The organism is Helicobacter marmotae (assembly GCF_003364255.1).
Lineage (GTDB): Bacteria > Campylobacterota > Campylobacteria > Campylobacterales > Helicobacteraceae > Helicobacter_C > Helicobacter_C marmotae.
The window spans coordinates 72,061-95,116 of the sequence record NZ_NXLR01000004.1 but is presented as its reverse complement, the minus strand read 5'-3'; the positions used below and the strand labels follow the sequence as shown (position 1 = coordinate 95,116).

Genomic DNA, 23,056 nt, shown 5'->3' with positions numbered 1-23,056 from the left:
GGAATTGTAAAATGTGTTTTCTGATACTTTCCTTAAAATTTTATCATTTTTGGATTATTTTGAGAATATCACTATCTGTGAGCCACCAAGTATTTTTATCACTGCTGTATTCAAAGCCCATTTTCACGCCCTTACCTTTCTCACCTTTAAGTGTGGTGCGGTAGTCAATAGGTGTTTGAAAGGTAATGGTTGGGGCGATGATAAAAAAGTCATCAAACTCTATGCACAAACGAGAATCATCGCTAGGGACCATAACTTCATGTAGCTTCTCCCCCGCGCGAATACCGATAATCTTATGAGGCAAGTGCGGGGCGAGGGCAAGGGCAAGTTGAGTAATGCTCACACTAGGAATCTTAGGGATAAATATCTCCCCTCCATGCATACGCTCTAGGCTTTTTAAGACAAAATTCACGCCTCTCTCTAAAGTGATAAAAAACCTACTCATACGCGTATCAGTGATAGGCAACTCTTTAGCCCCTTGCTCAATAAGCTTTTGGAAAAATGGTATCACCGAGCCACGTGAGCCCACCACATTCCCATAACGTACAACACTAAATTTAGAATCTTTACTGCCTTTGATGTTATTAGCACTAATAAAAAGCTTATCAGAGCAAAGTTTGGTTGCACCATAGAGGTTAATGGGATTAGCTGCTTTATCTGTGCTAAGGGCGATTATATGCTTGACATTATTACTTAGGGCGGCACTAATGACATTGCTTGCACCATCAATATTGGTTTTAATGCACTCCATAGGGTTATATTCTGCAATGGGCACATGCTTTAAGGCTGCGGCGTGGATACAAATATCTACTCCATTAAGGGCGATTTCAAGCCTCGCTTTATCTCTCACATCTCCTATGAAATAGCGCATTCTTTTATCAGTAAAGACTTGTGCCATTTCATATTGCTTGAGTTCATCGCGACTATAGATGATGACTTTTTTGGGATTATGCTCTTTTAATAATATCTCCACAAACTTCTTACCAAAGCTTCCTGTCCCACCTGTAATGAGAATTGTCTTGCCATCGACTAAATGCTTCATATATGCTCCTTATTTTATGTAGCCTAATTCTTTGAGTTTGTTTGCAATCTTTACAAGTAGGGGTCCTCCATTCCCTCCGCTCCCGCCATGCTCGATAAGGATGGTTATGGCATATTGTGGTTTGTCATAAGGTAAAAACGCCGTAATCCACGCGTGAGAGCGATGGAAATATTCCATTTCAGATTCTTTAATCCGTTTTTGTACATCTTGGGGGATACCTACCACTTGGGCTGTGCCTGTTTTGCAAGCAAGTTTTACTTGTGTGCCTTGTGTGCGGTTATATGCTGTCCCGCCCGGCGTTGAGCAAACTTGGTACATACCTTTGCGTAGAATGTGGAGTTTTGATTTTTGTATGTCATTGAGTATATCTTTACTCTCAAATGTGCTGCTTTGCCCATTAAAATCTTTTGCAAAATGGGGCGTTACAAGCTTACCAGAGGCGATAAGGGCGGTATAGCGTGCAATCTGCATAGGGGTAGAGAGGAAATAGCCCTGCCCTATGGAAGTCGTGATGGTGTCTCCTATATACCATTGTGCCCCATAACGTCGTAATTTCCACTCTGGCGTGGGCAAAATACCGCTTACTTCATTAGGAATATCTACCCCCGTGAGTTCCCCTATACCCATTCTTTTTAGCACACCTGAGATATGCTCAATCCCCACACGTTGAGAAAGGATATAAAAATATACATCTACAGATTCTCTAATGGCTTTGAGTGCATCAGCACTCCCATGCCCTGAAGCTTTCCAATCGCGGAATTTCCTCCCTCCAAATTCAACAAAAGGCGGTGTTTGGATAATGGTATCCTCTGTAATATTTGCAAATTCTAAAAAGCTTAAAAGCATACCCATTTTAATGACCGAGCCGGGCGGATAACGTCCATACACAAGCTTATTGATAAGGGGCTTATGGACATTTTCTGTTAATTCTCGCCAATTTTTAAAGCTAATGCCATCAACAAAATAGTTAATATTATATTCAGGGTAACTGCCTGCTGCGAGAATCTCACCATTATGAACGTCCATAACAATTACCGCCCCAGAGCGCTCCCCAAACTCCGCATCAATGCTCTCTTGCAAGTTTAAATCAAGTGAAAGCACTAAATCATTGCGCTGCAAGACACTATCTTCTTGCAAGAGTTTGATTTCTTTATATAGAGAATTGATTTGAGACTTTCTATAGCCCGCATCGCCCTGCAAGTAGCTATTATAGGTTTTTTCTATGCCCTCTTTGCCTATGACCTTGCTATAAAGAGAGAGGGGGTTGTTTTGCATATCTTTTTCATTTGCTTTTGCGACATAGCCAATTACATGTGAGGCTGTGCTTTCATTGGGGTAGAATCGCTTGGAATTGGCAGCAATGACTACATAAGGGGAGCGTTTAAGATGAGCATAGACTTTAAGCATTTGAATATAGGGGACAAAATTCACAAGTTCAACGGGGGCATGATTATATACATGGTTATTTTTTTGATAGATATAAATAAGCTTCTCTTTATCTAAAAATGGGAGATAGGAGACAATGCGTTGCACCTCTTTGTCAATAATCGCTTTGTTGCGTATTTTGGGTATCAGCGAGATAGAAAAGCCTAGTTCATTAATGGCTAAGGGCTCTCCATTTCTATCCATAATCAAGCCTCGCATAGGCAGCAATACCTCTGTTTTAAAGGTATTGTTTCTTGCAAGTTTTTCATAATATTGGCTATTAATGACATTAACGATAAAAAGCCGGATACAGATTATAGACCATATAATAATCATAAAAAGTATAAAGACTTTATGACGAATATTCATGATAAAAACATCGCTATGATAGATTCAAATGTAATAAAATAGAGAATGATCCAAATGCTTGGGGCAATGGCACTGCCCATAAATGTATCGATAATGAATGCAAGAATATAAAACCCACTATAGGCTAAAAATACATAAATAACCCATGTAATGCGAGAAGTGGTAAGCAGTGTTTGCAAACGCGGTATAGCAAATAAATAGAGCCCCGTATATAAGCCTAAAACCATACCCATAGGGAGATTATTTTGTGATTCTATAAGCATTATCCATGCAAGAATAGCTAAAAACGCATAGAAATTATCTTCCTTGTCAAATCGTATAAATAAGCCTAAACATACGCCCATAAGCGGGGGTAGCCATATTTGCATACTTGCTGCACTCTTATATGTATATAGTCCTATAAATAATAAGAATCCTAAGAAAGCTTGTTTATAAGAGCTATTTCGTCGCATATTGGAAAATGTTTGCATTTAATACAATCCGCCCATATTTTGTGATTTGGTAAAAAAGACTTTTCAATTATAACAAAACCCAATCGTTGGAACAAATTGGCTTGATAGGTGAGGGTGAGAATTTCCTTTAATCCAAGTGATTTCCCCTCATCTACAGCCTTTTGCACAAGTTTGCTTCCTAGCCCAAAGCCGCGGAAAGGGGCTTTAACGACTAAAGAGCGAATCTCTGCTAACTCTCTAGAATAAATATATAATGCACAAAATCCTGCTATCTCTCCACTTTGGCTCTCTCTGGCAAGTTGATAGGAGCGAATGGCATTTGCCATTTCATCTTCACTTCGCTCTAAAATAAGACCATTTTGCACTTCAATACTGACAATTTCACGCATAGCCGGAATATCCCTAAGAGTGGGCTTTACTATATCAAAAGTCATCGTTTTAGTCCTAATGCAAAAGAAATAATCTCCTCTCTTATTTGAGGGATAGAGGTGAATTTATGATGATTTTTAATAGCGCTACAAATAAAGCTTGTTTTATTCTCGTTTAAGGCATTGGTTTGTTGCGTATGTGTTTTTTGCGTATGTGTTTTTTGTATGTGGGCTTTAAGGGCATTGAGAGCAGATTGTGTAAGTTTATCTGCTTTGGTATAAAGATTTAAGATGGCTTGATCATTGGCACATATATCTTTAAGCATGGCATTCATTGTCTTGTCTATCTCCATATCAGGGTGTCTTGAGTCAATAAGATGTAAAAATACCTTTATCGATTGCCGTTTGTGTAAAAAATCAAGTAAAACCTTGCCCCACTCTTCTTTAGTAGCCTTGCTGACTTTGGCATATCCAAATCCGGGCAAATCAATAAACATAAGCGGAATGCGCTCTTTATCCATAGCCCATAGTGAATAAAAAAAGTTCATAAGACGCGTTTTACCCGGGGTAGCAGAGCTTTTGGCGAGATTCTTATTTAAAATCGCATTAATAAACGTACTTTTGCCTACATTGCTCCGCCCTAGACATACAATTTCTGAAGCACTCGGGGCTGGGGCATTGCCTATATGGCTTGCGCTTTTGACAAAGGCAGATTCAAGCACTTGTATCATGGCGATGGCTCCATGATAAATGTAAGCACACTGGGCTTTTTGTCTGAGCCTTTTACAAGGGCTTCTTCCGTAGATGGGCTAAAGGTAATCACATCGCCTTTAATGCTATTTTGCTTGCCCACTTCTTCAATCATCGCATTATCAATAAGCTGATACTCATCTTTTTGCACATCATAAATGGCTTTTTTTGCCTTGCCTTTAAATTCCTTATCGGGGAGCTTTGTATGGAATCTCACATTTCCGCTAGCCACATAGCGGGTAGGTTGATTTTTCTTATTGGTTTCAATCAGCACCTTATCTGCCCAGAGCGTATCTCCGCCTTTTGTTACCACCACATCACCATTAAGGAGCGTTTGCCCCTTTTTGAGATCACTCTCAATTTTCTTTGCGCTCACTTGGAGTTGTTCTGTTGAAGCAAGGGCACATACCGCACATATACAGAGTATTTGGGCTATTTTATACATTATTTACTCCCCATAGCCATATCAATTTTTATAGAATCTGCCTTGATTTTGCCACCGGGCATATCATAATAAATATTTTGTCCCCTGCTTTGTGTGCTTTTATCATAGAGGATAAAGTCATCTTTACCATTAAAAATTCTTTTATTGTAGTCATACACCCCCATTTTACTCCAAAATCCAAGCCCATCTACGCGTAAATAATCTACGCCTTGTGAGAATGTATAAATTTGATTCTTGCTATATACATATGGGGCATACATATATTCATTGAGTGTGTTGTTTAGCTGATTAATAAAGACTTCATAAAGCTCCTCATGCTCTTCAAATCGCAATGCCTGCTTGCCAAAAACAATTGCCTGTGTATATGCAAGATTGCTACGATATAAAGTAAAGTCTGTGATTTCAATATTTGGCACTTCTTTGCCAATGCTTTTGTGAAGCTCATTATCTTGCGTGAAAAACACAATACTACTTAGGCTAAAGCACAAAAGCGCGATAAAAAACGCATAGATTCTATAAGAAATATTTTTCAAGTTTTTTATCTCCATTAAGCTTTAAGACATCTTCTATCATCTCGCGCACAGCTCCATTGCCACCGCGAGTTTTGAGCACTTTGTAGGCATATTTTTTTAATGCTTTATCGCCATTTTTAGGCATATAGGCATAGGGACAGAGCACAAACATACCCAAATCGTTCAAATCATCGCCAATACAAGCCACTTGCTTTGCTTGCAATTGTAAGTCTTTAAGGAGATTGTAAAGTGCCTCCTTTTTATCTCTCACTCCCATAAAAATATGCTCTATGCCTAGCTCTTCTGCTCTCTTGCGTACTATGGAGGATTCTCTGCCTGTGATAATGGCACTCTTGCGCCCTAAAAGGTGATTCCACACATAGATAGCTAATCCATCGCGGATATGAAAGCCCTTTATCTCCTCTCCACTTTGTGAGTAATATACCTTGCCATCACTGAGTGTGCCATCAACATCAAATACTAAAAGCTCTATCACAACACACCCTTTGTGGAGGGAATGCAGATTCTAGGATTTGGGTGTAATGCCCTACGTAACGCCACACCAAAGGCTTTAAAGATAGCCTCGATAATATGATGAAGATTCTTGCCTCTTTTTAAAACAATATGCACACTCAAATTTGCATTAAAGCATAATGCGCGGAAAAACTCTTCCACAAGCTCCACATCAAGGCTTCCTACCATACCTTTAAAAGGGAGTTTGTAGGCATGTGTGTCAAAGACTAAAAACGCACGATTGCTTACATCTATATCGCATTCTGCACAGGCTTCATCCATAACCACACTCGCATTGCCAAATCGCTCAATGCCCGCTGCAGGATAAATCGCCTCCTTGAATGCCTGCCCTAAGAGTATGCCACAATCCTCAATGCTATGATGCCCATCAACATACACATCACCCTTGCATTGGAGTGTTAAATCAAGTAGGGCATGCTTGCTTAAAGCTTCTAGCATATGGTCAAAAAACCCTATGCCACTTTGTATATGCCCACTCCCCTTGCCATAAAGCAGCAATTCTAATGCAATATCTGTTTCTTTGGTTTTACGGGATTTTTGAATACGTTGTGCCTCTTTCATATTTGCTCCTTATCTTTCAATCGCGGATAAAAAATCCCCCCTGAATCTGTGTATTTTTCTTTAAAAAGTCGCGTGCTTCTTGCTCACTTTGGAATCCTCTTAAAAATACACGATAAATAGGTGCGCCATCAAGCTCAAACTCTTTAATCACACTCTGATAGGGAGGCATATGAGAGTATCTCTCTTGTGTAATTTGCGCGCCCTCATATCGTCTAAACGCCCCTACTTGGATAGCAAAGTCCCCTCCGCTTACAGATTTAGGAGTATTTGAGACTTGAAATTCATTTTTTAGCACATCATCACTTTGCACATTTTGTACTTCTTCTTTGGCATCTTTATTAATGACTCCGCCAAAGCCAATAATCTCTAGTCTCACTTTTGCTGTGCCTACTTTCACCATATCAATATCATGGGCTGCTACAGAGCTTAAGTCAATAATACGCCCCTCTACAAATGGACCTCTATCATTAATGCGTACAATCGTGCTTTTGCCATTTTCTACATTGAGTACCTTTACAACCGTGTTCATGGGGAAAGTTTTATGAGCGGCAGTATGGGCATACATATTATAGGTTTCACCATTTGAAGTTTTTTTCGCATGGAAGTCTTCTCCATACCAGCTTGCATATCCATCAAATTTATCACCTAAACTTACCTTCTCAGGGTAGTACCATTTGCCCGCTACTTGATAGGGGCGCATAGTGGCTTCTTGGATAGCAGGAGATTCCCTCATAGAATTTCCGCCAATATTGGAGGTAATGCCTTGATTAAACGCGTCTAAATCATCAAAGCTATCATTAAAGCCCTTTGTGCTTTTAGCATTTTCATTCCATGCAGCACTTTTTTCCACACAGCCAAAAAAGTAGCTACAAAGTGCTAGCATAATCATATATCCTAAAGTATGCTTCCAACGTTTTAGGGTGTTGTAAGTCTTTATCGTATTCCAAGTATTCATCGTTAGTACTCCTTTCTTTGGCTTTAGCTATCTATTATCCCTGCTATCAGTAACTGCAGCAACTGCGACTTTGCTATCTTTTAAAATAGGGATAGTCAGCTTTTGGTCAGCATAAATGCGCGAACCCTTGATTTGGTTAATATCTTGGAGCTCTCTTATAGATGTTTTATAACTTCTAGCAATCGTACTTAGGTTTTCACCCTTTTGCACAATATGAGTGATAAACACTGATTCTTCAAAGTCTTCTTTGAAATTTTGTTTAAAAGTGCGCAGTTTGTCATAAGGGAGATAGACATTATAATATTTTTTGCCCGGAGGTAGTACAGAGCGGACAAAATGGCGATTATACTTTTGTAGCTCGCTTAATGGAATCTTCGCACTTTTGGCAATAGAGCTAAGGGAAATCCCACCTTTAACACTCACGCTAGTAATGCTATCTGTCGCACCTCGATTGAGCAAATAATCTGCATTTTGAGCTTTGAGAAAATCTACATCATTAAAGAGCAGGCTCATTGCAAGAATTGTGCGGATATAGTTACGCGTTTCAGCAGGGATATAATGTGCCTCCTCATCAAGTAATGCTTCAATAGAGCTATCGCCCCCTGCTTCTTGTATGCCCCTTTTTAATCGCCCTAATCCGCAGTTATACGCCATAGCAGCAAGATACCACTCACCTGTAGCATCATAGAGGTATTTAAGATATTTAATAGCCGCCTCTGTGCTTTTAATGGGGTCTTTGCGCTCATCAATATAAGCATTGATTTCTAATCCCAGGTTTTTAGCAGTAGCGGGCATAATCTGCCAGATTCCTATGGCTTTTTTCGCACTTTTGGCAGTGGTGGTAAATTCTGATTCTGCCATAGCAAGAAATAAAAATTCCTTTGGCACTTCTTCTCTTGCCATCATATTTCTTAATGTGGGGATAAACTCATAGCTACTATCAAATCTCTGTATAAAATACTGCCATCTTGCTTGTATTTTTTGCGCACGCACACTATCGGTAATGCTTGTCATAAATCCCGCATGTACCCCAAAGGAATTTAACACCGCATGAGAGTTTTTATTATAAGTCATTGTGTAGAAATCCCCTTGCTCTGCTAGGGCGAAGCTTAAAATGCAGATAAAAGCTAAGTTTCTTAATGCAGGCATTTATATTCCTTTGTCTTCTTATATATTAAAAAGTCTTAACGCATTGCGTGTGCTGCATTGGCACACTTCTTCCTCACTCATACCAAGCACAGAAGCGATTTGGCGCATAATAAGCGGGATATAATAGGGCTCGTTGCGACTTCCTCTATGAGGGTGGGGCGTGAGATAAGGGGCATCAGTTTCAAGCAGGAGGCGCGACTTTGGGATTAAGGGTAAAACTTCAATCAAACGTCTTGCATTTTTGAAAGTACATACCCCGCCAATGCCATAATAAAACCGCTCTTGGAGTTCAAGCAAGATTCTATCTGCGTTATAGCAATGCAGCACTCCAAAGGCTTTATTAAAATCTTTTAGAATCTCAAAGGCATCATTACTTGCCTCACGTATATGCAAAATAAGAGGCTTTTGCAAAGCGATGGAGAGCTTAATTTGCTCTATAAAATATGCTTTTTGTCTTGCCTTGATTTCTAATCTTTGCTGTGCTGTATCTCCTTCTTCTGCCTCTATGGTAGCACTAGGGAGGTAGTAGTAGTCTAATCCGCACTCACCAATGGCTATACATTTCTTATCCTTAGCAAAGCTTTGAAGCAAAGCCATATCAAATAGATCAATATCATTAGGATGCACGCCTGCGGCAAAATACACATGCTCATATTTATGTGCAATCGCTTGTGCTTTAGGCAAAGTGCGTATATCAGCTCCGGGAATGATGATTTTACGCACATTATGGCTAAAGGCACGTTCAATGACTTCATTAAGATCATCTTCAAAACTTTGAGAATCCAAATGACAATGCGTATCTATAAGATAGCTTAAATTCTCAATCTCTCTTGCGCTCATATGAAGAATCCTTACAATTGGTGGAATTATGCTAAAATCCAAGATTCTAGCATAATAAAATAAAAACAAAGGCAAAGTATGTTTAGCGGATTGGTGCGACACATCGCACAAGTCAAAAGTTTCACTCACAATACACTTGAGATACTCACTCCATATCAGGCACAAATCGGAGATTCTATAGCTATTAATGGCGCGTGCTTAACGGCTATGACGTTTTTTAGCGGTGGTATGAGTATGGAGCTTAGCAAGCACACACAAGAGAGCGTTGCATTAGAAAATTACAGACAAGGTGCTTTTGTGCATTTAGAGCCCGCATTGCAAGTGGGAGATAGATTTGATGGGCATATTGTACAAGGGCATATTGACGGAGTAGGGCGCATTGTAAGTATCAGCCACCATGGGGATTCAAGTGATTTTTGGATAGAGATTCCAAATGATGTAGTTCCTTATATCATTCCAAAAGGCTCTATATGCGTAGAGGGTATCAGTCTAACTATTGTTGAATGCACTAAAAATACTTTCAAACTAACGCTTATTCCCCACACATTGCAAACAACGCTTTTTGGGAAGTTTGAAGTAGGCAGAAGAGTGAATATTGAAACAGATATTATCACTCGCAGTGTCGTAAGCACTATGCGCGCTCTTTTATCCCAGCAAGACAAAAACCTCTCCAAAAGTCTGTCCAAAAGTCCGTCATGGAACGATATTGATATGCTGAATTTGAGTTATTAATATGGAGCAAATATGCAGGATAAAAAGGCAGTTGCCCTAAGCTATAATATCAAAGATGATAGCGCCCCAAGAGTGGTTGCCAAAGGTAGAAATGAGCTTGCAGCACGAATTATTGCAAAGGCAAAGGAATTTGATGTTCCCCTTTTTGCAAATGCCTTATTGGTAGATTCTCTCCTTGAAGTCCCCCTTGAATCTCATATACCCCCAGAGATGTATAATGCGGTAGTTGAGGTATTTGTGTGGTTATTAAAATGTGAAAGAGAAGCACAGCTTAGCAAGGATATTCTATGAGCACATATTTTCTCCATTTTTTGAAGTTTTTTAAACGTGAATTTGATGGTTTTATTAGGGATAAATTCTCACTCTTTCTTTGCACACTTGCTCCTTTAGTGCTTGGGGCATTTGTATGGGCGGTGTTTTCAGAGAGTTTTGTAAGGGCTGCGGGTATTGGCGTGGTGGATTTAGATAAAAGCACTTTAAGCAGGGAGCTTATTGCTAACCTTGAGAGTATCCCCACACTTAAAGTTACACATTATTATGAGAGTTTGCAAGAAGCAAAGGCTGATATGAGTAATGTCAATATATACGCGCTTATGGTGCTTCCACAAGGGCTTCAAGCACGGAGCAAAAAAGGCATTTTAACTGAAATCCCCATTTATTATAATGCACAATTAATGCTGGTGGCTAAATCCATTGAGGGGGCATTTAAACAACTTATCCTCTCAAGCAATGTCAAGGCAAAATTAGGCAAAAACCTTATCCAAACCCATAACCTCAATGCCGCCCTTGCCTTAAGCTCGCCTATCCTTATGCAAATCACACCACTTTATAATAGCAATAATAGCTACGCACAATTTCTTATTACAGGCATTTTACCCTGTTCGCTTATTATGCTTATGATTATTTGCGTTATCAATTCTCTAGCTCGTGATGAAAGTGATGTGGGATTTATCCCCAATAAAGCAAGCCAAATGCCTCAAGGTATCAAGGCAAATGTCTATATTTTGACGAAAGTATGCGCATATACGGGGATATTTTCATTCTGGTGGGCAGTGATGATGATATTTTTTCATATGCTGGGCTTTAGCTTCCGCGGGAGTTATTTCACGCTTTATTGCGGCGCATTGCTCACACTATTGGGCTATGGGGGTGTGGGGGTATTTGCTTATGCTCTGCTCAAAGACCACACTCGCGCACTTGCCCTAGCAGCGATTTATTGTGCTCCAAGCTTTGCTTTCACAGGGATTACTTTCCCTGCAAACTCTATGGGGGCTTTTGGGAGCTTTTGGCATACAATCTTGCCTATTAGTCATTATCTCAAGCTTTATGTGCAAGTAGCAAATTATGGAGTGGATTTTTTTGGCGCATTCAAAACATTATGTGAAATCGCACCATTTTTGCTCTTTTTAGCCTTTGGGGTTTTGATTTATAAAAGACGTGAAACTTTAAGGGAAGTCTAGTCTATTTGAGCTCTGCCCAATTTTGCCCTATGCTAATGCCGCATTTAAGCGGTACTTCTAGGGTATAGATATTATTCATAATTTCTGCTACTTCTTTAGCATAACTTTGAGCTTTCTCACTTGGGGCTTCAAAGATTAACTCATCATGCACTTGTAGGAGCATTTTTAAATCACTTTTTGCATAGATTTTATGAATCTCACACATTGAGAGTTTAATCAAATCTGCTGCACTCCCTTGAAAAATGGAGTTAATCCCCTCGCGTAAAAAATTTGCCTTCATAAAATCCGTAGCCCGCGCAAAGTCAAAATACCGCCTATGCCCTAATAATGTCTGTGAATAGCCATTTTCGAGCAAAAAGTGCTCTTGGGCATTGAGGAAGTCCTTAATCGTAGGGAAAAGTGCAAAATAGCTCTCTATATAGCTTTTAGCTTCTTTTAATGGAATCTGCAGTGTTTGAGAGAGCTTTTTGCTCCCCATGCCATAAATCAGCCCAAAATTAATAGACTTTGCCACAGCGCGCTTTGCCTTAGCATTTTCTAAGCCAAAAAGCCTAGCAGCTGTTTCAAAATGAATATCCTTATCATGTTTAAAGGCATCAATGAGTGAAGCATCTTTGCAAAAATGTGCCAAAAGCCGCAACTCAATTTGTGAATAATCAATGCTAATAAGGCTATGCCCCTCTTTGCTTACAAATGCCTCTCTAATCTTGCGCCCCTCTTCTCGTCTCACAGGGATATTTTGCAAATTGGGTGATTTAGAGCTTAATCTCCCTGTGGCTGTGCCATTTTGCAAAAATGATGTATAAACTCTATGCTCGCTATTTGCCCCGCCAAAGCGTAGAAGCGGCTCAATGTAAGTATTTTTAAGCTTATTGATTTCCCTATAGTCTAAGATAAGGGCTATCACAGGGTGGGTATCCACAATAGCTAGCAGTGTTTTTTCATCAGTGCTTAATCCCCCCTTTACACTGCGCCCGGGCTTTAAACCTAAGCGATTAAAAAGCACATGGGAGAGCTGCTGTGGGGAGTTGAGGTTAAAATTTTCATGACATAGCTCAAAAATTTGTTTGCTTAAATGCGTAATATGCTCCCCTGCCTTTTCTTTAAGCGATTCTAAAAGTTCCATATTTACCTTAATGCCCTCACATTCCATAGCCATAAGCACCTTGATAAAAGGAAATTCCAAATTATAGGCAAGCTCTAATATCCCGCCCCATTCACGCGCATAAAATTCCTCTTCCAAACGATGATAAAGTGCAAAGGTAGCTGCTGCATCTTCTGCGGCATATTGAGTGGCTGCAGCGATACTCACTTGCGAGAAGTTCTCTCCCTTTGCCACGACAGAATCAAAGCTTATCATCGTATGCTTAAAGTGCTTTAGCATTTGCTTATCAAGCCCCACAGGCGCGATAGAATCATAAAGCCAGCTTAAAATCATACTATCATAAATTGCCCCCTTATGCTCTAAGCCCAATGTATGGAAAATAAGGCTTAAGTCAAATTTGAGATTATGCCCAATTAGAGGATGGGTAAAAATAAGTGAGATAATATGCCTTGCTTCTTGCAAGCTTAGTTGTTTGGGTGCTCCTAAATATCGATGCCCCACAGGCACATAATAGGCATTTTCTCCATCAAAGCAAAAGCTAAAGCCTACAAGGCTTGCCTCTTGTATATCAAGGCTATCACTTTCACAATCAAAGCCAATTTTCACATCTTTACTAAGAGGGTTAAGGAGAGCTTGTATATCTGCTACATTATCAAGTAAATGCGCTTTAAAGCTAAAATTTTCTTTTGAATGAGGGGGTTGCGTGCTTTTACCTATACCCTTTTGTGCTCCCTTTTTTTGGGCGTATCGCTCATGGGGGGACTGCACTTTGGAGATAATGTTTTTTAAATCATAGGCTTTAAGCTCATCTAAGATTTTTAGCATAGGATTAGATTCGCTCATTAGGCATTTGCTTAAGTCAATATCTTGCAATAAATCATCATGCAAGCTCACAAGCTTTTTGCTTAAAAACGCATTATCCTTGCCATCAAGAATGAGATTAGCGATCCTTTGACTTACTACATTTGTAAGCTCCTCTTCCCTCTGATACATGGTCTCTATATTCCCAAAATGGGTTATAAGCTTTTGCGCACTTTTAGCTCCTATGCCCTTTACGCCCATGACATTATCACTACTATCTCCCACTAATGCCTGATAGTCAATAAATTGCTTAGGCTTCACGCCATATTTTTCAATACATTCTGCTTCTTTAATATCCCTTTTGCCAATAGGGTCATAAATGTAAGTATTCTCATCAATGAGTTGATATAAATCTTTATCGTGGCTAATAATCCTCACAGCGATATTTTGGGCATTTGCGACTTTATTTACAGAAGCTATCACATCATCTGCCTCATAGCCCTCTATGCTGATATTTAAAAAACCCATTTTGCTAATCCACTCTATAGCTATGGGAAGTTGCATAAGAAGCTCTTGTGGTGGAGCTTGGCGATTGCGCTTATAGTCTTTAAAAATCTCGCGCCTTTTGTTTTCTCCTCCTCCCTCTAAAGCAAAGGCTATATATGTACATGATGGATCTTTATATAAACTTTGTAATAAATTGCAAAATCCCACAAGCAATCCCGTGGGGAATCCTTGCGCATTTTTCAAAGGTGGCAAGGCATAAAAACTTCTGAAAAAAAATCCAAAAGTATCAATTACATTTAAGGTATTCATAGAATCTCACTTGAGGTTATAGAGTGCTAAAGTTGCGGATTCTAACGCAAAAAATTAAATTGATATTTTGCCTTAGAGCCCCCAAACTAAGATAAGGTAAAGATAATGAGAGATAGCAGTAAATATACCTTTATAAAGCCAAAAATCTAGCAATTTTTATCCACTGCCTTGCCGTACAACAAAACAAAGTAATATTCAATTTTGATTTATCTAAGCCACACAAAGGAATCATTATGTATATAGCCGCTAATTTTAAATCCAATCTCACACGCGCTCAAGTGCAAGCCTATAGCCAAGAGTTAGAATCTTACCTTGCCCACATTCAAGCCCCTCATCTCAAAGTAAGCATTTTCCCCTCACACACAGCTTTATTGGCTAATGACTTCGCACATTTCCAAATCGGCGCGCAAAATGCACATTATGCGCAAAATGGGGCTTTCACAGGTGAGATAACCTTAAAACAATTAGCAGAATTTAATATTTGTTCTTTAATTATCGGGCATAGTGAGCGTAGAATGATGTTTAATGAAAGCCAAGAGCACATTAATGAAAAGTTTGCATTTTATAAAGAAGCGGGCTTTAGCTTGTATTATTGTATCGGCGAGCCTTTAAATGTGCGAAAGCAGGGAGAAAACGCGCTAAAAGATTATTTGAGTTCGCAACTTAGTGGGATAGCGCTTGATTACCCTAAGCTTATTATTGCTTATGAACCTATTTGGGCGATTGGCACGGGGGTGAGTGCGAGTATGGAAGAGATAGCCTCTACGCATGCGATGTTATCTACCCTTACAAGCGCACCACTCCTTTATGGCGGAAGTGTCAATGCCAGCAATGCTAAAGAGATTTTAAGCTTAAAGCATGTGCATGGTGTGCTTGTGGGTTCAGCAAGCCTTGAGTTAGAGAGTTTTAAGGGGATCATTCAAGCGGGGCTATGATAAGGCGAGTTTCTTGTGCGTTACATGTAACACTTTGTCATATTGAGTCCCCCTTTTTTTGGGGTGAGGAATTGCTACCTAAACTCTAAAGGGTAGCAAATTTATCAGCTCTTGGGGGAGCGTAGCGACCAAAGAAACCCTAAAGGAATCACTACTCAAGCCAACAGCAATTCTTCGCCTGCGGCTCAGAATGACAAGAAGGGCAGATTCGCTAGTGTTTCCAACAGCAATTCTTCACTCCCCCCGCTAGAGGGGGGTTCGTGATGCTAAACTAATTTCCTTTGCAAACTACATTGCCATGTCCTAGGTTTTGTAAAAACCGAAGAATCTCTCTTGGAACTCACTAAAGACTCCGCCACTTTGTGATTCTAAGAGAGGGCGTAAGCCTGAGCGAAGAATCTCTGCCCAAATCACTACAAATTTTTTTAGATTCTTTTTCTACAGAGGAGATGGGGTTTGAGAATACACAAGTATAAGCCAAGTACAAACAATATTAAAAAGCAAAATGTATAATGCGAGCTTATATCATTCTTAAGGAGGCATTATGTCTGGGATATTAAGTGGAAAAAAGGGGCTGATTGTAGGTGTGGCAAATAACCGCTCAATCGCTTATGGTATAGCAAAAGCTTGTAAGGCTCAAGGTGCGGAACTCGCCTTTACATATCTTAATGAATCCTTAGAAAAACGAGTGCGACCTATCGCAGAGGAAATGGGTTCAAAAAGCTATGTTTATGAGCTTGATGTGAGTAAGCCCGAGCATTTTACATCACTCACTCACGCGCTTAAAAGAGACTTTGGCAACATCGACTTTTTGGTGCATTCTGTAGCATTTGCGCCTAAAGACGCATTGGAGGGAGAGTTTATCCAAACAAGCAAACAAGCTTTTAATACTGCTATGGAGATTTCTGTATATTCTTTCATCGAGCTTACTCGTGCTATGCTTCCTTTATTGAATGAAAATGCCTCTATCCTTACACTTACTTATTTGGGAAGCGTAAAATATGTAACCAATTATAATGTTATGGGTGTAGCAAAGGCTGCTTTAGAATCAAGTGTGCGATATATGGCTTATGATTTGGGTAAAAAGGGCATTCGTGTTAATGCTATCTCTGCTGGACCCATTAAAACACTAGCCGCAAGTGGGATAGGGGATTTTAATATTATGCTTAAGTGGAACGAAGCCAATGCGCCACTACAAGAGAATGTGAGTATTGAGCAAGTGGGAAATGCCGCGATGTATATGTTAAGCCCGCTTTCAAGTGGCGTTACAGGGGAAGTGCATTATGTTGATGCAGGGTATAACATTATGGGAATGTGTGCTACACAAGAAGTTGATGGTAAGCTTACACCCCGCTGGGATTTAATCCGCCCTTAAAAGCGGATTACTATATTGGCAAAATAATCAACCCTTGCACTTAGGGTTTGCTCATTTGCACCTATTTTTTTGAAATCTTTATCTAAGGGGAAGCTACCCCTTGCCATGATTTCAAGATTTGCATATGGTGTTACTACAAATCCAAAACCTAGATTTACATTCACGGCTATGCCTTTGATGGAGCTATCATCAAGCTTTAGAGAAGCATAATGAATGCCCGGTCCTCCAAAAGTATAGAATCGCGGTAAAAGTTTATAACCCTCTTCTATGACTATACCATAAGCCCTATAGGAAGCATTTTGGGCGATATTTGGTATGTTAGCATAACTTGCTTCGAGCAAGATTCGGCTAAAAAGCCTCTGTGTGTTATCAAGCTCTAGCCCTATTGCTCCATATCCACTAAGTTTGCCCGCATAGGAATGGAGCGTTTTATCTGCATTACTCCATTTGACATTGCTATTTTGATCTTTCAAATAAGTAGCTTGAGAGCCTATCCCTCCGATAGCTATGATGTGATAGGCTTTTTGCTCATTTGCAAAAAGACCAATGGCAAACATACTTAAAAGAATCATTTTTTTCATCAGCTTATCCTCACCAACTCATCAATTTCGCAAACCATAATATAGAAATCACATTTATGGATTAAAATCTTCATTATGATTTGATATGAGATATTACATAGTAAGAATTAATATTATTATGTAATTTATAAATATTATGTCTGTTGTTACCTTTTGTAATGTTATTTACAAAGCCCTTAAGGCAAGTTAGCCTATAATCAGGCTTTGCAATATTCACTATCTCAAAGGATTTCCCTCATGCGTTTTAGAGAAGCGAAACATCTCCACCTTATTTCTTTAGGCTGTACTAAAAACCTCGTAGATTCTGAAGTGATGTTAGGACGATTGAAAGCTTATCGCCTTACCCCCAATCTCAATGAGGCAGATGTGATTATTATTAATACCTGCGGTTTTATAGAATCTGCCAAGCAAGAAAGCATACAAACGATCTTTGATGCCTCAATAAATCGCAAAAAAGGAGCGATGCTCGTAGTCAGTGGCTGTCTGGCAGAGCGTTACAAAGAAGAGCTTGCAAGGGAGATACCAGAGATTGATATTATCACAGGTGTGAGTGATTATGACAAAATCGATAGCATGCTAGAAGAGAAGAGAGGCATACACTCTAAAAAGGTATTTTTATGCGATGAAAAAGATGAGCGCGTGGTTATTGGCTCGCATTTTCATGCCTATATCAAGCTAAGTGAAGGTTGCAATCAGTCTTGTAGCTTTTGTGCGATTCCCTCCTTTAAGGGCAAACTCCACTCGCGCACATTAAGCTCCACACTTAAAGAGCTAGAGAATCTCTATGCGAAGGGCTTTAGGGACTTTAGCTTTATCGCTCAAGATAGTAGCTCATATTTGCGTGATGTAGGGCAAAAAGATGGCTTAGTGGCTTTGATTAAAGGTATTGATAGCCTAAAGCTTGATATAAGCTGCAGAATCTTCTATCTCTATCCGAGCTCCACTTCTTTAAAACTCATAGAAACGATTGCCAACTCTACAAGCTTTTTGCCTTATTTTGATATGCCAATCCAGCATATTTCAGAGCATATGCTTAAACTTATGAGAAGAGGAGCGAGCAAAGCAGCGCATATAGAGCTTTTAAAGGCAATGAGAGAAGTGCCTGAGGCATTTGTGCGCACAAGTTTTGTCATCGGGCACCCCGGCGAGGAGGAAGAGGACTTTAGAGAGCTGTATGATTTTATAGAATCTTTTGCCTTTGATAGAATCAACCTCTTTGCCTATTCACCGCAAGAAAACACCCCCGCTTTTAATATGCCCAATCGCCCAAGCTCCACTATCACCAACAAACGCATTAACGCACTTAATAAAATCATCAAAGCCCAGCTTAAAGCCTCTCATAAAGCCCTCATAGGCAAGCAAGTAGATATAATCCTAGAGGGTAAAAGTGAGATAAGTGAGTATTTTTACAAAGCACGGCTGAAGTTATGGGGGCGGGATATTGATGGGGAGATTCTCATAAATGATAGTGAAATCTGCGATGACAATGGGCAAATGCTTGTGCTAAAAGAGGGCTATTACCGCGCACTCATCACGCAATATAAGCAAGGCTTTCTCTTTGGCAAGGTTTTAAGGGCTTTATAGGGCTTTAAGAGATTTGGCTTATACTTTGAGCGCATGAGCGTTAATAGCTAACTTTTGGAAGTGTATTGGTTTGTGAAACAAGCGAAAAACTCTATTTGGATTGCTAGTAGATGCTGTTCATTTCTCATCACAAACCCCCGCTAGGAGGTGAAGAATTGCTATTTGATACACCAGAAATTTTCCAAGTTTGTCATTCTGAGGGAGGGCAACGCCTGACCGAAGAATCTCTCTTATCCGCTAAAGACTCTTTAACAGAATCGCTAGAAAGGCAGTTACTTTGTCATTCCAAGACCCCAATAAGGGGTGAAGAATTGCTTTTTAGATTACTAGTAAATGCTGGATTGATTGTCATTCTGAGCTTGAGAATCAAGCGAAGAATCTCTGTGGGCGACTAGTGATTCGAATAGAGATTCTTCGCCTCCTAAAGGAGGCTCAGAATGACAACGGGATGGAATCTACTAGAAATCCAAGTAGAGATTCTTCAGCTCAAAGCCTAAGACATGACAAACTAACTATCTTTTTGTAGGAGAAACCCAAATCACCCAAAAAGGTAAAAAGTCAAAAATAGTGCCCCCCGAAAGGCGCTTTAGGTGGTTTGCAAAATTTATTTTTGCAAACCAAGACATCAAATTAATAGAAATGCCCCTAGCCACAGGCACTTTCAGGCGACAATTTAAAGCCCTTAGAAAAAGACTTGATAGATAAGCGTAGCTTAGCTATAAGTCAATCTTTAGGCGGTATGTGTGAATTGATTTCACACATACCAAGACATTAAATCAATGTAATTTCAAAAACTTTCTTACCTCTTTTTGAGATTTTAGAGCGACAAATATTTTTGCTTATATAGCCATATTTGATTTGCAAGCAAACAAACTTCCATATAGAGGCTGCATTATACAAAACTACCCCTCTGCTCTCACTATAAGGCTTTTGGCTAAACCTAAACTCTCTATAATGCTCTGCTCTAATGCCCTTTGTTCGCCATTATCAACCTCATGGTCATAGCCCAATATATGCAAAAACCCATGCACAAAAAGCAAGCTAAGCTCATCTCTCAAGCTATGTTGAAGTCTCTTTGCCACATCTTGTGCCATTTCATAGTTGATAACAATGCTCCCTAGACATATCGGCGCGCTATTTTGGGCTAAATCTGTGCTATACATATCACACACTAGAGGGAAGCTTAGCACATCAGTGGGCATATCCTTGCCCCTAAAGTTTGCATTTAACTCCCTTATGCCCTCATTATCTAAGCCAATCACTTCAAGAACGCAATTTTGCACCCTATAAGCAAGCAAACCCAAAGTATAGATATGCCTTAAAACATCTTCTAAAAAGTCCAAATCAATGGGGCTAGATATATCAAGTGCGGGTATATGTTTGTCCAAAAGTCGCTCCGTTATCAAAGAGTTTATCGCTTTAAGTATAGCCATAAAGTACTTTTAAAGTGTTATAATGCACACCTTTAGCTAGAGAGGCGAGGTGGAGTATGGTAGATTATGGCATTAACTTTTGGGGCAATAATGACTTTATTATCATCGATGGTAAAGTCAAGGTCAATTATAAACATAAGCCCGCATTGATTGATATAGTCCAAGATGCAAGAGAGAGGGGCTATAAGGGACCTCTGCTCTTGCGTTTCCCACATTTGATTAAAAGTCAAGTTGATAAGCTTTTTGCTACCTTTGAGGGCGCTATTAAAGAGTATTCCTATCAAGGTAAATTTAAAGCCGTCTTCCCCCTCAAGGTAAATCAAATGCCAAATTTCGTCCTTCCCTTAGTGGAGTTAAGTAAGGATAAATGCTATGGTTTAGAAGCTGGGAGTAAATCTGAGCTTATTTTGGCTATGGCTTATACCAATGAAAACGCCCCTATAACGGTTAATGGCTTTAAAGATAGGGAGATGATTTCCTTAGGCTTTAGCGCGGCAAATATGGGGCATGATATTACGCTTACTATTGAGGGCTTAAATGAGCTAGAAACCATTATTGAGGTGGCAAAAGAAATGGGCGAGCCTTATCCTAATATAGGCTTAAGAATCCGCCTCCATAGCACAGGCATAGGGCTTTGGGCAAAGAGCGGAGGGATTAACTCAAAGTTTGGGCTCACAAGCACAGAACTTTTAGAGGCGATTAATATGCTCAAAAAAGAGGAGCTTTTGCATAAATTTACGATGATTCACTTTCATATTGGGAGTCAAATTAGCGATATTTCCCCCCTTAAGCGGGCTATTAGAGAAGCAGGTAATATCTATGCGGAGTTGCGTAAAAAAGGGGCTAGCAATTTGCAATGTGTGAATATCGGCGGAGGCTTAGCAGTAGAATATACCCAACATGAGGGTGCTAATGATCGCAACTATACATTAAGTGAATTTAGTGGTGATGTGGTGTTTTCTTTACGTGAAATTGCGAAAAATAAAAACGAGCCCGAGCCTGATATTTTTATAGAATCTGGTCGCTTTATCGCTGCAAGCCACGCAGTGCTTATCGCCCCTGTTTTAGAGCTTTTCTCCCAAGAATATGATGAAAAAGCCCTAAAACTTAAAGAGCAAAACCCGCCATTAATCGAAGAGCTTTTTGACCTCTATAATAGTGTAGTGGAGAAAAATGCCATTGAATACTTGCATGATAGCCTTGATCATATGGAATCGCTTCTTACGCTTTTTGATTTAGGCTATATTGATTTGCAAGACCGCTCAAATACCGAAGTGCTGGTGCATTTGATTATTAAAAAGGTCATTAAGCTTCTAAAGCATAAAAACCACAATGAAATTTTGCAGATTCAAGAGCAAGTTCAAGAGCGGTATTTGCTTAATTGCAGCTTTTTTCAAAGTTTGCCCGATTATTGGGGCTTAGCGCAGAATTTTCCCGTTATGCCCCTTGATAGGCTAAATCGCCGCCCCAATCGAAGCGCGAGTTTATGGGATATTACTTGTGATTCTGATGGAGAGATTGCCTTTAATGCTAATAAACCGCTCTTTTTACATGATGTAGATGTAACAAAAGAGGAGTACTTTTTAGGCTTTTTCCTTGTGGGAGCGTATCAAGAGGTGCTCGGTATGCGCCATAATCTCTTCACTCACCCTACAGAATTTAGCGTGGAGTTTGATGATGACTTAAATAAAGGCTATGAATTATCGCGCTTGATTGAAGCACAAACCATTTTAGATGTGCTTGATGATTTAGATTATGATACAAAGGACATAGAGCGCCGATTAAAACAACATATAGAGGATAATCAAAGCCTTGATAGTGAGGGCAAAAAGAAAATGCTCGGGCGACTTTATGTGATGCTAAGTGAAAATGGCTATTTACGCACGATTACAACTAAAGGAGAATAGAGAGAGTGGAACGACATACCACTGAAGTGCAAGAAAACCAAGCACAAAACAAAGATGAAAAAAAGGCTTCATTATGGCAGATTATTAAAGAGGATTTTTGCGTTATTAAGCAAAAAGACCCAGCTATTAATAAAAGCATAGAATTGTTTTTTAATTATCCCGGGCTTATAGCCTTAGTGCATTATCGTTTAGCTCATGCCATACATAATGCCGGCTTTAAAGTGATAGCACGCATTATTATGGGGCTTACAGGCTTTATTACGAATGTAGATATTCACCCTGCAGCGCGCATTGGCAGGCGGGTTTTTATTGACCATGCTACGGGTGTGGTGATAGGTGAGACTGCAGAAGTAGGCAATGATGTAGTCATTTATCAGGGTGTAACCTTAGGCGGGACTAGCCTTGATAAAGTCAAGCGCCACCCTAGCATTGAAGATGGCGTGGTCATAGGCGCAGGAGCGAAGATATTAGGGAATATACGCGTAGGGGCGAATGCAAAAATTGGGGCAAATTCTGTTGTGATTAAAGATGTCCCAAAGGACTGCACTGCTGTGGGAATCCCTGCACGTGTAATCCTCAAAGGGCGCGCACAAGATATAAATGCTGTCAATAAGCTCCCTGACATTGATAGGGCGTTATTTGAATATCTCTTTAAACGTTTGCAGATTCTAGAGAGTAGTACAGAATGCTGCCATGCTAAAGAGCTAGAAGAGCTGAATGCCCTCTATGCAAGCTTTTTGGAGACATTGGCGACATAGTAATACTTGCTTTTTGTGTTGGCTTTTAGAGTGTGAGGAATCTCTATCTGAAACACTAGATTTAAAAAAGAGAGAGATTCTTTGCCTCCATTCACTGGAGGCGACAAGTTAATATTGAGGGTTTAGCATCGTTGCTATCTTTAGTGTAGCGATGTGTGAAGAGCTAA

Annotated in this window: 25 protein-coding genes; 10 read left to right on the top strand and 15 right to left on the bottom strand. The window is 39.7% G+C overall.

The genetic code is table 11. The features are described 5' to 3' along the window. Positions 1-43: 43 nt before the first annotated feature. The 12 genes from pseB to CQA63_RS03625 all read right to left on the bottom strand — a co-directional run bounded on the left by pseB (position 44) and on the right by CQA63_RS03625 (position 9,402). Positions 44-1,042 carry a UDP-N-acetylglucosamine 4,6-dehydratase (inverting) gene (gene pseB / locus CQA63_RS03680; RefSeq protein ID WP_104699571.1) on the bottom strand — a complete coding sequence of 333 codons (999 nt, stop codon included), beginning with the start codon at positions 1,040-1,042 and terminating at the stop codon, positions 44-46. 9 nt (positions 1,043-1,051) lie between these two features. Then, positions 1,052-2,836 (bottom strand): penicillin-binding protein 2, encoded by a 1,785-nt coding sequence (gene mrdA / locus CQA63_RS03675; RefSeq protein ID WP_411710130.1) that lies wholly within the window; start codon positions 2,834-2,836, stop codon positions 1,052-1,054. Further along, complete coding sequence (locus CQA63_RS03670) at positions 2,833-3,204, bottom strand: hypothetical protein (RefSeq protein ID WP_233706569.1); 372 nt, start codon at positions 3,202-3,204, stop codon at positions 2,833-2,835. The genes mrdA and CQA63_RS03670 overlap by 4 nt, the downstream gene beginning before the upstream one ends. A 47-nt stretch (positions 3,205-3,251) precedes the next feature. Beyond that, positions 3,252-3,722, bottom strand: a complete 471-nt coding sequence (locus CQA63_RS03665; protein WP_104699569.1) for an N-acetyltransferase — start codon at positions 3,720-3,722, stop codon at positions 3,252-3,254. Next, positions 3,719-4,387, bottom strand: a complete 669-nt coding sequence (yihA, locus tag CQA63_RS03660) for a ribosome biogenesis GTP-binding protein YihA/YsxC (RefSeq protein ID WP_104699568.1) — start codon at positions 4,385-4,387, stop codon at positions 3,719-3,721. The genes CQA63_RS03665 and yihA overlap by 4 nt, the downstream gene beginning before the upstream one ends. After that, positions 4,384-4,851 (bottom strand): lipopolysaccharide transport periplasmic protein LptA, encoded by a 468-nt coding sequence (gene lptA / locus CQA63_RS03655; protein WP_233706568.1) that lies wholly within the window; start codon positions 4,849-4,851, stop codon positions 4,384-4,386. The genes yihA and lptA overlap by 4 nt, the downstream gene beginning before the upstream one ends. After that, positions 4,851-5,384 carry a hypothetical protein gene (locus tag CQA63_RS03650; protein WP_104699566.1) on the bottom strand — a complete coding sequence of 178 codons (534 nt, stop codon included), beginning with the start codon at positions 5,382-5,384 and terminating at the stop codon, positions 4,851-4,853. The genes lptA and CQA63_RS03650 overlap by 1 nt, the downstream gene beginning before the upstream one ends. Further along, entirely contained in the window at positions 5,365-5,859 is a 495-nt protein-coding gene (locus tag CQA63_RS03645) for a KdsC family phosphatase (RefSeq protein ID WP_104699565.1), read from the bottom strand. The genes CQA63_RS03650 and CQA63_RS03645 overlap by 20 nt, the downstream gene beginning before the upstream one ends. Continuing rightward, entirely contained in the window at positions 5,856-6,458 is a 603-nt protein-coding gene (gene hisB / locus CQA63_RS03640) for an imidazoleglycerol-phosphate dehydratase HisB (protein WP_104699564.1), read from the bottom strand. The genes CQA63_RS03645 and hisB overlap by 4 nt, the downstream gene beginning before the upstream one ends. 16 nt (positions 6,459-6,474) lie before the next feature. Next, complete coding sequence (locus CQA63_RS03635) at positions 6,475-7,347, bottom strand: septal ring lytic transglycosylase RlpA family protein (protein WP_104699604.1); 873 nt, start codon at positions 7,345-7,347, stop codon at positions 6,475-6,477. A gap of 93 nt (positions 7,348-7,440) precedes the next feature. Further along, a complete protein-coding gene (locus CQA63_RS03630; RefSeq protein ID WP_104699563.1) occupies positions 7,441-8,562 on the bottom strand; it encodes a lytic transglycosylase domain-containing protein in 1,122 nt (373 codons plus the stop codon). A gap of 18 nt (positions 8,563-8,580) precedes the next feature. Continuing rightward, a complete protein-coding gene (locus CQA63_RS03625; RefSeq protein ID WP_104699562.1) occupies positions 8,581-9,402 on the bottom strand; it encodes a TatD family hydrolase in 822 nt (273 codons plus the stop codon). A gap of 78 nt (positions 9,403-9,480) precedes the next feature. Between CQA63_RS03625 and ribE the strand changes: the two genes are divergently transcribed. Genes ribE through CQA63_RS03610 form a run of 3 tightly spaced genes read left to right on the top strand, consistent with a single transcriptional unit; the run spans position 9,481 to position 11,594 of the window. Further along, positions 9,481-10,134, top strand: a complete 654-nt coding sequence (gene ribE, locus CQA63_RS03620; protein WP_104699561.1) for a riboflavin synthase — start codon at positions 9,481-9,483, stop codon at positions 10,132-10,134. A gap of 12 nt (positions 10,135-10,146) precedes the next feature. After that, positions 10,147-10,425, top strand: coding sequence for an EscU/YscU/HrcU family type III secretion system export apparatus switch protein (locus tag CQA63_RS03615; RefSeq protein ID WP_104699560.1), 279 nt, complete (start codon positions 10,147-10,149; stop codon positions 10,423-10,425). After that, complete coding sequence (locus tag CQA63_RS03610) at positions 10,422-11,594, top strand: ABC transporter permease (RefSeq protein ID WP_104699559.1); 1,173 nt, start codon at positions 10,422-10,424, stop codon at positions 11,592-11,594. The genes CQA63_RS03615 and CQA63_RS03610 overlap by 4 nt, the downstream gene beginning before the upstream one ends. Before the next feature lies 1 nt (position 11,595). Here the strand turns inward: CQA63_RS03610 and polA are convergent, their stop codons facing one another. Beyond that, on the bottom strand, positions 11,596-14,316 hold the full coding sequence (gene polA, locus CQA63_RS03605) for a DNA polymerase I (RefSeq protein WP_104699558.1): 2,721 nt from the start codon (positions 14,314-14,316) through the stop codon (positions 11,596-11,598). A 233-nt stretch (positions 14,317-14,549) separates the two neighbouring features. Here polA and CQA63_RS03600 point away from each other — a divergent pair, with 233 nt between their 5' ends. Beyond that, a complete protein-coding gene (locus CQA63_RS03600) occupies positions 14,550-15,251 on the top strand; it encodes a triose-phosphate isomerase (protein WP_199770685.1) in 702 nt (233 codons plus the stop codon). 544 nt (positions 15,252-15,795) lie between these two features. Continuing rightward, positions 15,796-16,626: an enoyl-ACP reductase FabI gene (fabI, locus tag CQA63_RS03595; protein ID WP_104699556.1), complete on the top strand. Its 831-nt coding sequence runs from the start codon at positions 15,796-15,798 to the stop codon at positions 16,624-16,626. Here the strand turns inward: fabI and CQA63_RS03590 are convergent. Beyond that, a complete protein-coding gene (locus CQA63_RS03590; RefSeq protein WP_104699555.1) occupies positions 16,623-17,207 on the bottom strand; it encodes a hypothetical protein in 585 nt (194 codons plus the stop codon). The two genes, fabI and CQA63_RS03590, sit on opposite strands and share 4 nt — an antisense overlap. Before the next feature lie 237 nt (positions 17,208-17,444). Here CQA63_RS03590 and rimO point away from each other — a divergent pair, with 237 nt between their 5' ends. The 3 genes from rimO to CQA63_RS10360 all read left to right on the top strand — a co-directional run bounded on the left by rimO (position 17,445) and on the right by CQA63_RS10360 (position 19,317). Then, positions 17,445-18,791 carry a 30S ribosomal protein S12 methylthiotransferase RimO gene (gene rimO / locus CQA63_RS03585; protein ID WP_104699554.1) on the top strand — a complete coding sequence of 449 codons (1,347 nt, stop codon included), beginning with the start codon at positions 17,445-17,447 and terminating at the stop codon, positions 18,789-18,791. A gap of 110 nt (positions 18,792-18,901) precedes the next feature. Beyond that, positions 18,902-19,186 carry a hypothetical protein gene (locus CQA63_RS09405; RefSeq protein WP_147288717.1) on the top strand — a complete coding sequence of 95 codons (285 nt, stop codon included), beginning with the start codon at positions 18,902-18,904 and terminating at the stop codon, positions 19,184-19,186. Continuing rightward, entirely contained in the window at positions 19,186-19,317 is a 132-nt protein-coding gene (locus CQA63_RS10360) for a hypothetical protein (protein WP_267891917.1), read from the top strand. The genes CQA63_RS09405 and CQA63_RS10360 overlap by 1 nt, the downstream gene beginning before the upstream one ends. A gap of 376 nt (positions 19,318-19,693) precedes the next feature. On the opposite strand, the gene ybeY is transcribed toward CQA63_RS10360, so the two are convergent. Continuing rightward, positions 19,694-20,224 carry an rRNA maturation RNase YbeY gene (ybeY, locus tag CQA63_RS03580; RefSeq protein WP_104699553.1) on the bottom strand — a complete coding sequence of 177 codons (531 nt, stop codon included), beginning with the start codon at positions 20,222-20,224 and terminating at the stop codon, positions 19,694-19,696. 56 nt (positions 20,225-20,280) lie between these two features. Between ybeY and speA the strand changes: the two genes are divergently transcribed. Next, on the top strand, positions 20,281-22,131 hold the full coding sequence (speA, locus tag CQA63_RS03575) for a biosynthetic arginine decarboxylase (protein ID WP_104699552.1): 1,851 nt from the start codon (positions 20,281-20,283) through the stop codon (positions 22,129-22,131). Between the two features lie 26 nt (positions 22,132-22,157). Continuing rightward, complete coding sequence (gene cysE, locus CQA63_RS03570; protein ID WP_104699603.1) at positions 22,158-22,889, top strand: serine O-acetyltransferase; 732 nt, start codon at positions 22,158-22,160, stop codon at positions 22,887-22,889. Positions 22,890-23,056 lie beyond the last annotated feature (167 nt).

Bases quoted from the DNA above. Each gene is read 5' to 3' on its own strand.
- CQA63_RS03625 (WP_104699562.1), bottom strand. From the start codon at position 9,402: ATGAGCGCAAGAGAGATTGAGAATTTAAGCTATCTTATAGATACGCAT.
- ybeY (WP_104699553.1), bottom strand. From the start codon at position 20,224: ATGGCTATACTTAAAGCGATAAACTCTTTGATAACGGAGCGACTTTTG.
- CQA63_RS03670 (WP_233706569.1), bottom strand. From the start codon at position 3,204: ATGCAAATATGGCTACCCCCGCTTATGGGCGTATGTTTAGGCTTATTT.
- lptA (WP_233706568.1), bottom strand. From the start codon at position 4,851: ATGTATAAAATAGCCCAAATACTCTGTATATGTGCGGTATGTGCCCTT.
- CQA63_RS03630 (WP_104699563.1), bottom strand. From the start codon at position 8,562: ATGCCTGCATTAAGAAACTTAGCTTTTATCTGCATTTTAAGCTTCGCC.
- mrdA (WP_411710130.1), bottom strand. From the start codon at position 2,836: ATGAATATTCGTCATAAAGTCTTTATACTTTTTATGATTATTATATGG.
- polA (WP_104699558.1), bottom strand. From the start codon at position 14,316: ATGAATACCTTAAATGTAATTGATACTTTTGGATTTTTTTTCAGAAGT.
- yihA (WP_104699568.1), bottom strand. From the start codon at position 4,387: ATGATACAAGTGCTTGAATCTGCCTTTGTCAAAAGCGCAAGCCATATA.
- CQA63_RS09405 (WP_147288717.1), top strand. From the start codon at position 18,902: ATGCTGTTCATTTCTCATCACAAACCCCCGCTAGGAGGTGAAGAATTG.
- CQA63_RS03635 (WP_104699604.1), bottom strand. From the start codon at position 7,347: ATGATTATGCTAGCACTTTGTAGCTACTTTTTTGGCTGTGTGGAAAAA.
- rimO (WP_104699554.1), top strand. From the start codon at position 17,445: ATGCGTTTTAGAGAAGCGAAACATCTCCACCTTATTTCTTTAGGCTGT.
- hisB (WP_104699564.1), bottom strand. From the start codon at position 6,458: ATGAAAGAGGCACAACGTATTCAAAAATCCCGTAAAACCAAAGAAACA.
- CQA63_RS03615 (WP_104699560.1), top strand. From the start codon at position 10,147: ATGCAGGATAAAAAGGCAGTTGCCCTAAGCTATAATATCAAAGATGAT.
- CQA63_RS03600 (WP_199770685.1), top strand. From the start codon at position 14,550: ATGTATATAGCCGCTAATTTTAAATCCAATCTCACACGCGCTCAAGTG.
- fabI (WP_104699556.1), top strand. From the start codon at position 15,796: ATGTCTGGGATATTAAGTGGAAAAAAGGGGCTGATTGTAGGTGTGGCA.
- CQA63_RS03665 (WP_104699569.1), bottom strand. From the start codon at position 3,722: ATGACTTTTGATATAGTAAAGCCCACTCTTAGGGATATTCCGGCTATG.
- pseB (WP_104699571.1), bottom strand. From the start codon at position 1,042: ATGAAGCATTTAGTCGATGGCAAGACAATTCTCATTACAGGTGGGACA.
- speA (WP_104699552.1), top strand. From the start codon at position 20,281: ATGGTAGATTATGGCATTAACTTTTGGGGCAATAATGACTTTATTATC.
- ribE (WP_104699561.1), top strand. From the start codon at position 9,481: ATGTTTAGCGGATTGGTGCGACACATCGCACAAGTCAAAAGTTTCACT.
- CQA63_RS03610 (WP_104699559.1), top strand. From the start codon at position 10,422: ATGAGCACATATTTTCTCCATTTTTTGAAGTTTTTTAAACGTGAATTT.
- CQA63_RS03590 (WP_104699555.1), bottom strand. From the start codon at position 17,207: ATGAAAAAAATGATTCTTTTAAGTATGTTTGCCATTGGTCTTTTTGCA.